Genomic DNA, 12,640 nt, shown 5'->3' with positions numbered 1-12,640 from the left:
CAACAAAACTAAATATTATAAATTAGTTTAGCTAGAGATATTAGAGAAGCTATTCAATTAAACAGAATTTCTTAAAATTCTCTTTTTTTGAATAGCTTTTTTTAATATAAAAAAAATAAATATGGGAGGATATCATGAATGTTTTTGTAGCTGAGTTTATAGGTACTGCAATTCTTGTTTTACTTGGTAATGGTGTTGTTGCAAATGTGGTTTTAAACAAAAGTAAAGGAAACAACTCTGGATGGATTGTTATTACTACTGCTTGGGGTCTAGCTGTTATGACTGGAGCTTACTGCGTAGGATGGATTAGTGGTGCTCATCTTAACCCTGCTTTAACTATTGGATTTGCTGTTGCAGGTCTTTTCCCAGCTAACCTTGTTTTAGGTTATGTTGTTGCCCAAATTTTAGGAGCTATGTTTGGACAAATTTTTGTATATCTTACTTACAAAAGACATTATGACGAAACAACTGATACTGGAGCTATTTTAGGTTCTTTCTCTACAGGCCCTGCTATCAGAGATTTAAAGTGGAACTTTGTAACAGAAGCTGTAGGTACTTTTATGCTTGTTTTTGGACTATTAGCTATTGGTCATGTTAACAACCAAGCTTTCACTGCTACTTTGCCAAACGGCGATATGGTTAGAGGATTTACAGGTATTTTAGGACCATTATTAGCTGGTTTTTATGTATGGAGTTTAGGTTTAAGTTTGGGTGGACCTACTGGTTATGCAATTAACCCTGCTAGAGATTTAGGACCTAGAATTATGCATGCTATTTTACCTATTGCTAATAAAGGTGATTCTGATTGGTCTTACGCTTGGGTACCTATTGCTGGACCTATTGTAGGTGGAATTATCGGTGCTATTACTTTTGCAGCTCTTTTCAATTAAAATATAATAAATCAGGGAGGATTTTCTATGAAGTATATAATCGCATTAGATCAAGGAACAACTAGCTCAAGAGCTATAATTTTTGATGAACAACAAAATATTGTGGCAAGTGCACAAAAAGAATTTAGACAAATCTATCCAAAAGAGGGATGGGTTGAACATGACCCTATGGAGATTTGGGCTAGTCAAAGTGGTGTTTTAGCTGAAGCTATCGCACAATCTGGTGTTTCTCAACATGATGTTATTGGTATAGGAATTACTAACCAAAGAGAAACTACTATTGTTTGGAATAAGCTAACTGGAAAACCTGTTTACAATGCAATTGTATGGCAGTGTAGAAGAACTGCTCATATTTGTGATGATTTAAAAGCTAGAGGATTAGCTGATTATATAAGAGATAATACAGGTCTTGTTGTAGATGCCTATTTCTCAGGAACTAAAATAAAATGGATTTTAGACAATGTTGAAGGTGCTAGAGAACAAGCTGAAAGAGGAGAATTATTATTTGGTACTGTTGATACATGGTTAATTTGGAAATTGACTAATGGAAAATCACATGCTACAGATTACACAAATGCTTCTAGAACTATGATTTATAATATTAAAGATCTTTGTTGGGATGAAAAACTTTTAAAAGAATTAGATATTCCTAAGTCTATGCTTCCTGAAGTTAAAGATTCAAGTGGAACATTTGGATATGCTAATCTTGGCGGAAAGGGTGGACATAGAGTTCCTATTTGTGGTGTTGCTGGAGATCAACAAGCTGCTTTATTTGGACAAGCTTGCTTTGAAAAAGGAGAAGCTAAAAACACTTATGGAACTGGTTGTTTCATGCTTATGAATACAGGTAGTAGAATGTACCAAAGTAAAAATGGTCTTTTAACTACTATAGCTATTGGATTAGATGGAAAAGTTGAGTATGCTCTTGAAGGAAGTATCTTTGTTGCTGGTGCTGCAGTTCAATGGCTAAGAGACGAATTAAAGTTAATTACAGATTCTAAAGATACTGAATATTTTGCTAGTAAAGTTAAAGATAATGGTGGTGTTTACTTTGTTCCAGCATTTGTTGGTTTAGGAACTCCTCACTGGGATATGTATGCTAGAGGTGCTATTGTTGGATTAACTAGAGGTGCTAATAAAAATCATATCATTAGAGCAACTTTAGAATCTATTGCTTATCAAACTAGAGATGTTCTTGAAGCTATGCAAGAGGATTCTGGAATTGAATTAAAAGCTTTAAAAGTTGATGGCGGAGCATCTGCTAATAACTTCTTAATGCAATTCCAATCTGATATTGTGGGTAAAGAGGTTCACAGACCTTCTACTGTTGAAACAACAGCTTTAGGAGCAGCATATCTTGCTGGTCTTGCAGTTGGTTTCTGGAATGATAAAAATGAGATTAAACAAAATTGGTGTCTTGAAAAAACATTCATTCCTACTATGACTGAAGAGGATAGAGATTTAAAACATAGCAAATGGAAAAGAGCTGTTGAAAGATCTTTAAATTGGGAGCTTGACTAATTAAAAAAAAAGTAGTATATTTAAATTAGATAAAAATTAAATATTAGCAATAGAGATGAAGAGAGCTAAAAAAGTGTCGGTAATTTATTACCACCTTTTTCTGCTCTCTTTTTTGCTATTAAAAACTAGGAGGGTATTTTATGTATGATATTTTAATCATTGGTGCTGGTATTATTGGAACTGGTATCGCTAGAGAGCTTTCTAAATACCAATTAAAAGTTGCAGTTTTAGAGAAAGATACTGATGTAGCTAATGAAACTACCAAAGCTAACAGTGCAATTGTTCACGGAGGATATGACGCTAAGGAAGGGTCACTTATGGCTAAATTAAATGTTTTAGGTAACTCTTTATACGAAGATTTATGTAATGAACTTTCTGTTCCTTTTAAACGTAACGGTTCTCTTGTCTTAGCATTTAATGATGAAGAGATTGAGCATCTTAATGTACTTTATAACAGAGGTATCATAAATAAAGTTCCTGGCTTAGCTATTATCAATCAAAAAAAACTGAGAGAAATCGAACCAAATGTTGATGAAAAAGCCGTTGCTGCACTACACTGCGCTTCTGCTGGAATTGTTTCACCTTGGGAATTTGCTGAAGCTCTTATAGATAACGCTGTTGAAAATGGTGTTGAATTATTTTTAAATACACAAGTTGAAAATATTGAAAAAGTAGATGATATTTTCCATGTACATACAAATACTGGAGTTTTCCATGGAAAATATGTAATTAATTGTACCGGAGTTCACGCTGATATTATTCATAAAATGATTGCACCTGAATCATTCAAAATACTTCCAAGAAAAGGCGAGTATTTTGTCTTAGATAAAAACCAAGGAAAAAGAGTTAATCAAACTGTTTTTCAATGTCCTTCTAAGCTTGGAAAAGGAATACTTGTAACTCCAACAGTTCATGGAAATTTACTTGTCGGACCTGATGCTCAAGATATTGATAATAGATACGATGTTTCTACAGCTACTGATAGACTTGATTATATTAAATTTAAAGGAAGCCACTCTATAAAAGATATCAACTTTAGAGAAAATATTAGAACATTTGCTGGAATTAGAGCAGAATCAGATAGAGGAGATTTTATTGTTGAAGAGTCATCTATTAAAGGTTTCTTTGATATTGCAGGAATAAAATCACCTGGATTATCTGCTGCACCTGCTATTGCTTTAGCAGCTATTGACTTGTTAAAAGATAGTGGTGCTCACCTTATAAAAAAAGATGATTTTATTAAGCCTAGAAAACACACTCTTTTCATGCATCTTTCACCAGAGGAAAAAGCTCAAAAAATTAAAGAGGATAATAGATTTGGTAGAATAATTTGTAGATGTGAAATGATTACTGAAGGAGAGATAGTTGAAGCAATTCATAGACCTGTTAAAGCTACTACGATGGACGCAGTTAAAAGAAGATGTAGACCTGGGTCTGGTAGATGTCAAGGTGGTTTCTGTGGACCTAGAGTTCAAGAAATTATTGCTAGAGAGTTAAATAAAGATATCAAAGACGTTATCTTAGATAAAGCTAATTCTTATATTCTAATAGAGGAGTTGAAAAAATAATGAGATATGATGTTGTTGTTATAGGTGGAGGTCCTGCTGGTCTTGCTGCTGCTAAATCAGCTTATGAAAATGGTGCTAAAAATATCGTTATTTTAGAAAGAGATAAAGAGCTAGGTGGTATTTTACAACAATGTATCCACAATGGTTTTGGACTTCATAGATTTAAAGAGGAATTAACTGGTCCTGAATATGCTCAAAAATATATTGAATTTGTTAAACAATACCCTATTGATATTAAACTAGAAACTATGGTTTTAAATATATCTAAAGATAGAGTTGTTTCTATGATTAATCCTATAGATGGCTACCAAGAGATCGAAGCTGGCGCTGTAATTTTATCTATGGGATGTAGAGAAAGAACTAGAGGAGCTATTGCTATACCTGGAGAAAGACCTTCTGGAATATTCACAGCTGGTGCTGCTCAAAGATATATAAATATGGAAGGATATATGGTAGGAAAAAAAGCTCTAATTCTTGGAAGTGGAGATATCGGACTTATTATGGCTAGAAGAATGACTTTAGAAGGTGCTAAAGTAGAAGCTGTAGTAGAATTGATGCCATTTTCTGGTGGATTAAATAGAAATATTGTTCAATGTCTTGATGATTTTAATATTCCACTTCTTTTATCTCACACTGTTGTTGATATCAAAGGAAAGGATAGACTTGAAAAAGTAATTATTGCTAAAGTTGATGAAAATAGAAAACCTATACCCGGTACTGAAATAGAATATGAATGTGACACACTTCTTTTATCAGTTGGACTTATTCCTGAGAATGACTTATCTAAGGAAGCTGGTGTTATTTTAGATAATAGAACTAATGGTCCTATTGTTAATAACTCAATGGAGACAAGTATTCCTGGTGTTTTTGCCTGTGGAAATGTTGTTCATGTTCATGATCTTGTAGATTTCGTTAGTGAAGAGGGAGAAAGAGCAGGAAAATTTGCAGCATGCTATATTGCTGAAGAAAATTGTAAATTAGAAAATGTTTCTAATATAAAAAATGGTAACGGTATTGTTTACACTGTTCCTCAAGTTATTAACCTAGATAATCTACAAAACAAATTAGAAATTTTTATGAGAGTAAATAATATATATAAAAATAAAAAAATTGTAGTTAGAGAAGGTGATAATATTATAGCTAGCTTTAAAAGAGCCCACTTAGCTCCTGGGGAAATGGAAAAAGTTCTTCTTCCTGAGGTCCTATTAAAAAGAATTACTAAAGATATTGTTATTGAACTACAGGAGGTATAGTAATGAAAGAGATGATATGTATTTTATGTCCTATGGGATGTCATTTAAATATAGATATTGAAAATGATTATAAAGTTACTGGTAACTCATGTCCTAAAGGAGCAGTTTATGGTAAAGAGGAGCTTATTGCTCCTAAAAGAGTTGTGACTTCTATTGTTAGAGTAAGTGGTGGAATTCATCATATGGTTCCTGTAAAAACAGATAAGCCTATTCCAAAAGAGTTAGTTTTCCAATGTATGGAACTTTTAAAAGATATTAAAATCCAATCACCACAAAAAATTGGAACAATTATTTTAAATAATATTTTAGGAACTGATGCTAATATAGTTTTAACTAGAGATATCTAGACTTGAATTTTGTATCTTTTTTGTTATAATAACTTTGGAGGTACAAAATGACACTTAATGAAAACGAAGTTATAAATAATTTATTAAATAAAAATTTAAAAATAATTCAAAGACCTGATTATTTTAATTTTTCTTTAGATTCACTTTTAATATCTAACTTTATATCTCTAACAAGAGGTACAAATAAAATACTAGACTTAGGAACTGGAAATGGAGCAATACCTCTTTTTCTATCTCAAAGGACTAAAGCTAAAATTATTGGTATTGAAATTCAAGAAATTTCTGCTAATTTAGCTAAAAGAAATATCGAACTAAACAACTTACAAGAACAAATAAGTATTATTCATGATGATATGAAAAATTGGAGAAAATATTTTGAAAATGGTTCTCAAGATGTTGTTATAACAAACCCACCATTTTTTAAATTTCATGGAAATGAAAATCAACTAAATAATTTAGATCAACTTACTTTAGCTCGTCATGAAATAACTATTGATTTAGAGCAACTTATCGGGGTAGCTTCTAAACTTTTAAAAGATAAAGGGTATTTTGCAATGGTTCATAGGCCTGATCGATTCTTAGAAATTGTTGATGCTATGAGAAAATATGGTATCTCTCCTAAAAGAGTTCAATTTTGCCATTCAAAGCTTGATAAACCTGCTAAAATTCTTTTAATTGAAGGAATTCGAAATGGTAAAGATTCTTTAACTATTCTTCCACCATTTATATCTCATGATATGGATGGAAAGTATTCAAAAGAGGTTTTAGAACTTTTCCAAGATCTAAAAATAGAAAAAGACTAGAGACATTTGTGTCTCTAGTCTTTTCTATTTTTGAGATACTCTACTAACTCTTTTTTTAATTTAACAGATTCTCTAGGATTCCCTTTTGCTGAAATTGCAATCTGATAGTCATCGCTATCTATATGAGCAGTAAATCTAGCTGACATATACACTTTTGATGTTATATTATTTACAAGTATATTATTATCCTCACATAAATCTACTATCATTTCATTTAACTTTTCATCATTAGTTGCTGCGACAACTAAAAATTTATCTTTTATATCTCCGGCTTTAAAATCTCTTTTTTCAATCTCCACATCTAACTCTAAGATTTCAGGAAGTATAAATGGAGCTACTACAATCACTCTAGCACCATATTCTACAAGACTTTTTATCTTTCTTGCAGCTATATTTCCCCCTCCTACAACTAAACAACTTTTATTAGTTAAATCTATAAATAGTGGAAAAAAAGATTTTTTACTTTCCATTAGTTTCACCAATTTTTTTAAACGCCATATCTATAACCTCTAAAGTTCTATCTAAATCCTCTTTAGTATGGGCTACTGATACAAAGTGGGCTTCATATTTTGATGGCGGTGCAACTATACCATTATCTAATAATGTATTAAAGTATACTGAATAATGTGTCGTATTAGAATTGATAACATGCTCTAAATCTGTTATTTCATCTAAATCACTGAAAAATATTGTAAATAAAGAACCTAATCTATTTATTTTAATAGATACTTCATATTTTTTTGCAATTTTCTCTATAGAATCAGTCATATATATTACTTTTTCTTCTAACTCTTTATATAAAGTTTCTCTATTTTCTAATAGATGACTCACCATTTCAAATCCCGCTCTAACAGCAACAGGATTTCCAGATAGAGTTCCTGCATGGTAAACTCTTCCAACTGGTGCAATCATATCCATAATCTCTTTTTTTCCACCAAAAGCTCCTACAGGATAACCTCCACCTATTATTTTACCTAAAGTTGTTATATCTGGAGTTATTCCATAATACTCTTGAGCTCCTCCTAAAGCAACTCTAAACCCAGATATTACCTCATCAAATATTAAAAGAGTTCCTGTTTCATCACATACCTCTCTCATAGCTTGTAAAAACTCTTTCGAGCTATTTATAAGTCCCATATTAGCTGGTACTGGCTCCATTATTAAGCAAGCAACTTCTTTAGTTTCCAAAATATCTTTAACTTTTTGAATATTACCAAAAGGTGCAACTAATGTATCTTTTAGTACTCCCTCTGTTATTCCATTACTATCTTGATATCCATCTGTTAATAATCCTGATCCAGAACTAACTAATAATGAATCTGAATGTCCATGATAACATCCCTCAAATTTTAATATTTTATTTCTATTTGTGAAAGCTCTTGCAACTCTAACTGCTGCCATAGTTGCTTCAGTTCCAGAAGTTGTAAATCTTATCATGTCCATTGATGGATAGCATTTGCATACTAATTCAGCCAATTCAACTTCCATTTTAGTTGGTAGTCCAAACGAACTTCCTAATTCTATCGCTTCTCTAACACCTTTTAAAACTCTTTCATTATTATGACCTAAAATAAGTGGACCCCATGAACAAATATAATCAATATATTCATTTCCATCCTCATCGTATATCTTTGATCCTTTTCCTCTGTTTACAAAAATTGGGTATGTTTTATCAACTGATTTAAAAGCTCTAACAGGACTATTTACTCCTCCTGGTATAATCTTCACAGCTTTTTCATATATCTTCTCTGAATTACTATATCTCACTTAATTTACACCTCTTTTTAACCATTTTGCTATATCTTTAGCATGGTATGTTATTATAATGTCTGCTCCAGCTCTTCTCATAGCATACATGTTTTCCATAACTATTTTTTCTTCATCTATCCAACCATTTTCTGCCGCTGCTTTTACCATAGAATATTCACCACTTACATTATAAATCGCAACAGGATTTGATATAGCATCCGCTACTCCTTTAACTACATCTAAATAAGGCATTCCAGGTTTTACCATTATTATATCAGCACCTTCTAAAATATCATTTTCAACTTCTATCAAATAATCTTTAGAATTTCTAAAATCCATTTGATACGTCTTTCTATCTCCAAATGCTGGAGCTGAATCAGCTGCATCTCTAAATGGTCCATAATAAGCTGATGCATATTTCACACTATATGCCATAATAGGTAAGTTTATAAATCCATTTTCATCCAATGTCTCTCTTATAGCTTTTATTCTGCCATCCATCATATCTGATGGTGCCACCATATCTGCCCCTGCTTTAGCATGAGAAAGAGCTACTTTTTGTAAAAGTTTTAGAGTCTCATCATTTAGTAACTCCTCTCCTCTTAAGATTCCACAATGTCCATGAGATGTATATTCACATAGACACACATCTGTAACAACTAAAAATTCTGGAAATTTAGATTTAATAAATTTTATCGCCTCTTGAACTATCCCTTTATCATTATACCCTTCACTTCCAACTGGATCTTTCTTTTGAGGAATTCCAAATAAAAGCAATGATTTTATTCCTAAAGTATTTAATTCTACTAACTCCTCTTCTAACCTATCTATTGATATTCTATACTGTCCCTTCATCGATGGAATTTCAACTTTTATATTTTCTCCCTCTTCTATAAATAGGGGATAGATTAGATTATCTAAAGTAAAATCTATATTTTTCACTAAATTTCTCATAACCTGAGAACTTCTTAATCTTCTAGTTCTATTAAACATATTATTTCTCTCCTATTACTGCAATCACTCCATCAACATCAAAAACTTTTGCTTCCAAAGCTACACTGTACCCTAAGTCATTTAAAGTTTTTGTAGTAACTGGTCCTATTGACACAATTTTTTTATCTTCTATTAATTTTAAATCTCCTTGGATGCTCTCATTAAATGCTTCAACTGTTGATGAACTTAAAAAAGTTATATATTCTATATCAGTTAATACTTTTTCTACTTCATCTTTAGAATATATATGTTTTCCAGTTTTATATACTACTAATTTTTCAAATTTCCTATTGTATTCTTCACTCCATTTTTTACAGTTAGCAGGAGATATATCTGAAGTTACAAATAATACCTTATCATTTTCCTTTGTATAATTTTGCACTTCTTTTGCTAACTCTGTTCCCATATATTTTTCTGGTATAAAGTCTGGAATTATTTTATAATTTCTTAATAATTCATCTGTTTTAGCTCCAACAACACCAATTTTTAAATGACCTAAAGATCTTATATCCTTTATATTTTCCATAAAATATTTTACACCGTTTGGAGAATTAAATAAAAGAGCACTATAATCTTTTAAATCTTTTTCATCAAAGTCATAAGCATTTTCTATTTTTATAAAAGGTAACTCTCTTACAGTAGCTCCTTGTATTCTTAATTTTTCACTAAACTCTTGTGATTGATTAGTATCTCTTGTCACTAACACTTTTTTTCCAGAAAGAGGTTGATTTTCAAACCATTTAAAAGTTTCTCTCATGTTTACAACATCACCAATTATTGTTATAGCAGGTGGAACAATCTTTTCAGATTTAGCTTTTTCTACAATATCTTCTAAAGTTCCAACAGTTACTCTTTGGTTTTCACTTGTTCCCTTTTCTATTACCGCTACTGGAGTTTTAGGATTTTTACCATTTTTTATTAGATCACCTGTTATTAAATCTAAGTTTTTAATTCCCATTAAAAATACTAAAGTTCCATCTAATTTAGCTATAGTAGAAAAATCATGCCATTCTCCATTTTCCATTGTGTGTCCTGTAAATACATGGAATGATCTTGCTAATCCTCTATGCGTAACTGGAATTCCTGCATACTCTGGTACAGCTATTGAAGAACTTATTCCAGGTATAATTTCAAAAGGAATAGAGTACTTAACTATTTCCTCTATCTCTTCTCCACCTCTTCCAAAAACAAAAGGGTCCCCGCCTTTTACTCTCGCTACAACTTTACCTTCTAAAGCTTTTTTAGCCAGCGTTTTATTTATTTCATCTTGAATTACTCCACCTTCAGTATTGCCTTTCCCTAAGTAGATCATCTCTGCATCTGCTTTAGCTAACTTCAACACTTTTGGATCTATTAATCTATCATACACTACACAGTCCGCTTCCTCTATACATCTCTTTCCTTTCAAAGTTAAAAGATCTATATTTCCACAACCTGCTCCTATTATGTAAACTTTCCCCATTTTATTATTAACCATTTATTTTCTCCCTTATTTTTGCAGCTAATTTATGTGCTATCTCTTTTCCTAATACCTCATCTTCTAATACTTCCGCTTTATACATAATATCGTCTTGGCAGTACACACCTCTTAAAAAAACCTTACCATCAAATTTTTCCCCTGTACATCCCATAGGTGTATGGCATCCTCCATCAAATATCTTAGAAAACTCTCTCTCTATCTCTACAATTTTTTCTATCTCTGGATTATGAATAGATTTTAAAATATTTTTTACAAACTCATCATTTTCTCTACATTGAATATGAAGTGCTCCTTGAGCTGGGGCTGGCATCATTAAATCATAATCTAACTCTTCTGTTATTCTATCTCTTAATCCAACTCTTTTTAATCCTGCAGCTGCTAAAAGAATCGCATCATATTGCCCTTCATCCAATTTTCTAAGTCTTGTATGAATATTTCCTCTTAATTGTTTTATCTCTAAATCAGGTCTTAATGTTTTTAATCCCATAGTTCTTCTTAATGAACTAGTTCCTACAACAGCCCCTTCTGGAAGCTCTAATAACTTTTTTCCACTTCTTGATACAATAACATCTCTGTTATCTTCTCTATCAGGAGTTGCTCCACAAATTAAACCTGGTGGTGAAACTATTGGCATATCTTTCATTGAATGAACTGCTAAATCTACAGTTCCATCTAATAATTCATGTTCAATCTCTTTTGTAAAAAAGCTCTTTAGAGATTTATCACTATTATTCCAGTTACTAACTAAATCTTTATCTCCACTTGTTACTATAACCTTTATTTCAAATTTTAACTCTGGAAAATTCTTCTCTAATCTTCCTTTTATCATTTCACTTTGAGCTAAAGCTAATATACTTCCTCTACTTCCAATTACGATTTTTTCTTTCATTATGCTATCCCTTCTTTGTATTCAAACCATTTTTTTAAGTTTATCATCTGTTCACCAAGCATATATTCATATTTAGTTAATAAATTTTCCCTATTTTCTAAATTTTCGTAGTATACTCCCCAAACATCATCTATATTATATAAATTTATATTTTTTAATTCATTAAGTTCCTCTTCTATATCTCTAGGAACTGCCAAATCTAAAAATACATACTCTTTATCTTTGTCTAATAATGGTAAAATCTCCTCTTTTTTTATAATTGCATGAGGAGCTGAAGTTGCTGATATTATTACATCACTTTTTGCAACCTCTTCCAACTTATTTTCAAAACTAATTACTTCAGCATTATAGATATTACTAACTTCTAAAGCTTTATGATAACTTCTATTTGTTATCGTTAAACTTTTATATTCCTCTTTTGTTATAAGCTCCATTATATCTCTTGCTAAATCTCCTACTCCTAAAATAAGAATTTTCTTATCTTTTAACTCTGAAACCCTATTCTTAATAAACTTTAAAGATATGGCTTCTAAAGATAAAGCATTATGACATATTTTACTTTTATTTCTAAATTTTTTTCCCAACTCTATCGCTTTATTAAAAATAACATTAATATTAGAGCTTGATATTTTGTTTTCCATACTAGTTAACTGCGCTTTTTTTATTTGAGCTAAAATTTGATCTTCTCCTTTTATAACGGATTCAAAACCACAAGTAACTCTAAAAAGATAGTTCACAGCATCGTGCCCTTGCTTTATAAAAATATCTTTTAATCCTATATCTTTTTGAAAATCTGCCACGGAATAGTTTTTATCTAAATCTAAGTAGTACTCTACTCTTAAGCAGGTTGATAAATTAACATAACCCACAATCTTTTTCTCTTTAAATAATCTTTCAACTACAGAAGTGGGGTCATTTTGTATAAAATTCTCTCTTTGACATAAATCCAAGTTTTTATGACTTATTCCAAAAACAATAAAATGTTTAAAATACATCTAGATTCCTTCTCTCCACGATTTATTGATTACATATATATATTATAATACTTTTTTTTAATATTTTTAAGCCTATTTTCGAAAAAATTATATTATTTTTGAATGAAAAAGCTATAAATCATCAAAAAATATTATAACGTACATATAAATAA

At 31.0% G+C, this 12,640-nt stretch carries 12 protein-coding genes; 6 read left to right on the top strand and 6 right to left on the bottom strand.

Translation table 11 applies throughout. The features are described 5' to 3' along the window. The first annotated feature begins 134 nt into the window (after positions 1–134). The 6 genes from Q0V08_RS07115 (at position 135) to Q0V08_RS07090 (ending at position 6,382) form a co-directional block, all read left to right on the top strand. Positions 135–890, top strand: a complete 756-nt coding sequence (locus Q0V08_RS07115) for an MIP/aquaporin family protein (protein WP_297433381.1) — start codon at positions 135–137, stop codon at positions 888–890. A gap of 27 nt (positions 891–917) precedes the next feature. Next, a complete protein-coding gene (gene glpK / locus Q0V08_RS07110; protein WP_297433379.1) occupies positions 918–2,411 on the top strand; it encodes a glycerol kinase GlpK in 1,494 nt (497 codons plus the stop codon). Between the two features lie 140 nt (positions 2,412–2,551). Then, positions 2,552–3,979: an NAD(P)/FAD-dependent oxidoreductase gene (locus tag Q0V08_RS07105; protein ID WP_297433377.1), complete on the top strand. Its 1,428-nt coding sequence runs from the start codon at positions 2,552–2,554 to the stop codon at positions 3,977–3,979. Next, positions 3,979–5,232, top strand: a complete 1,254-nt coding sequence (locus Q0V08_RS07100; RefSeq protein ID WP_297433376.1) for an FAD-dependent oxidoreductase — start codon at positions 3,979–3,981, stop codon at positions 5,230–5,232. The genes Q0V08_RS07105 and Q0V08_RS07100 overlap by 1 nt, the downstream gene beginning before the upstream one ends. A gap of 2 nt (positions 5,233–5,234) precedes the next feature. After that, on the top strand, positions 5,235–5,579 hold the full coding sequence (locus Q0V08_RS07095; RefSeq protein WP_297433374.1) for a DUF1667 domain-containing protein: 345 nt from the start codon (positions 5,235–5,237) through the stop codon (positions 5,577–5,579). Between the two features lie 47 nt (positions 5,580–5,626). Beyond that, a complete protein-coding gene (locus tag Q0V08_RS07090) occupies positions 5,627–6,382 on the top strand; it encodes a tRNA1(Val) (adenine(37)-N6)-methyltransferase (protein WP_297433372.1) in 756 nt (251 codons plus the stop codon). 14 nt (positions 6,383–6,396) lie between these two features. On the opposite strand, the gene Q0V08_RS07085 is transcribed toward Q0V08_RS07090, so the two are convergent. The 6 genes from Q0V08_RS07085 to hemA are packed head-to-tail and all read right to left on the bottom strand — an operon-like array spanning position 6,397 to position 12,488. Further along, the gene (locus tag Q0V08_RS07085; protein WP_297433370.1) at positions 6,397–6,852 is read right to left on the bottom strand and encodes a bifunctional precorrin-2 dehydrogenase/sirohydrochlorin ferrochelatase; all 456 of its coding nucleotides are present in this window, start codon (positions 6,850–6,852) and stop codon (positions 6,397–6,399) included. Continuing rightward, positions 6,842–8,149, bottom strand: coding sequence for a glutamate-1-semialdehyde 2,1-aminomutase (gene hemL, locus Q0V08_RS07080; RefSeq protein ID WP_297433367.1), 1,308 nt, complete (start codon positions 8,147–8,149; stop codon positions 6,842–6,844). Before hemL ends, Q0V08_RS07085 begins: the two co-directional genes overlap by 11 nt. Then, positions 8,150–9,124, bottom strand: coding sequence for a porphobilinogen synthase (gene hemB, locus Q0V08_RS07075; RefSeq protein ID WP_297433365.1), 975 nt, complete (start codon positions 9,122–9,124; stop codon positions 8,150–8,152). Position 9,125: 1 nt separating this feature from the next. Beyond that, the gene (gene cobA / locus Q0V08_RS07070; protein ID WP_297433363.1) at positions 9,126–10,601 is read right to left on the bottom strand and encodes a uroporphyrinogen-III C-methyltransferase; all 1,476 of its coding nucleotides are present in this window, start codon (positions 10,599–10,601) and stop codon (positions 9,126–9,128) included. After that, a complete protein-coding gene (hemC, locus tag Q0V08_RS07065; RefSeq protein ID WP_297433361.1) occupies positions 10,594–11,493 on the bottom strand; it encodes a hydroxymethylbilane synthase in 900 nt (299 codons plus the stop codon). The genes cobA and hemC overlap by 8 nt, the downstream gene beginning before the upstream one ends. After that, entirely contained in the window at positions 11,493–12,488 is a 996-nt protein-coding gene (gene hemA / locus Q0V08_RS07060; RefSeq protein ID WP_297433359.1) for a glutamyl-tRNA reductase, read from the bottom strand. Before hemA ends, hemC begins: the two co-directional genes overlap by 1 nt. Positions 12,489–12,640 lie beyond the last annotated feature (152 nt).

Origin of the sequence: uncultured Cetobacterium sp., assembly GCF_947038635.1 — a bacterium.
In the GTDB taxonomy this organism is placed as follows: domain Bacteria; phylum Fusobacteriota; class Fusobacteriia; order Fusobacteriales; family Fusobacteriaceae; genus Cetobacterium_A.
This window is presented reverse-complemented; position numbering and strand designations above follow the sequence as displayed.

Excerpts from the sequence above, each read along its gene's own strand:
- Q0V08_RS07115 (WP_297433381.1), top strand. The coding sequence starts at position 135 with ATGAATGTTTTTGTAGCTGAGTTTATAGGTACTGCAATTCTTGTTTTA.
- glpK (WP_297433379.1), top strand. The coding sequence starts at position 918 with ATGAAGTATATAATCGCATTAGATCAAGGAACAACTAGCTCAAGAGCT.
- Q0V08_RS07105 (WP_297433377.1), top strand. The coding sequence starts at position 2,552 with ATGTATGATATTTTAATCATTGGTGCTGGTATTATTGGAACTGGTATC.
- Q0V08_RS07100 (WP_297433376.1), top strand. The coding sequence starts at position 3,979 with ATGAGATATGATGTTGTTGTTATAGGTGGAGGTCCTGCTGGTCTTGCT.
- Q0V08_RS07095 (WP_297433374.1), top strand. The coding sequence starts at position 5,235 with ATGAAAGAGATGATATGTATTTTATGTCCTATGGGATGTCATTTAAAT.
- Q0V08_RS07090 (WP_297433372.1), top strand. The coding sequence starts at position 5,627 with ATGACACTTAATGAAAACGAAGTTATAAATAATTTATTAAATAAAAAT.
- Q0V08_RS07085 (WP_297433370.1), bottom strand. The coding sequence starts at position 6,852 with ATGGAAAGTAAAAAATCTTTTTTTCCACTATTTATAGATTTAACTAAT.
- hemB (WP_297433365.1), bottom strand. The coding sequence starts at position 9,124 with ATGTTTAATAGAACTAGAAGATTAAGAAGTTCTCAGGTTATGAGAAAT.
- cobA (WP_297433363.1), bottom strand. The coding sequence starts at position 10,601 with ATGGTTAATAATAAAATGGGGAAAGTTTACATAATAGGAGCAGGTTGT.
- hemC (WP_297433361.1), bottom strand. The coding sequence starts at position 11,493 with ATGAAAGAAAAAATCGTAATTGGAAGTAGAGGAAGTATATTAGCTTTA.
- hemA (WP_297433359.1), bottom strand. The coding sequence starts at position 12,488 with ATGTATTTTAAACATTTTATTGTTTTTGGAATAAGTCATAAAAACTTG.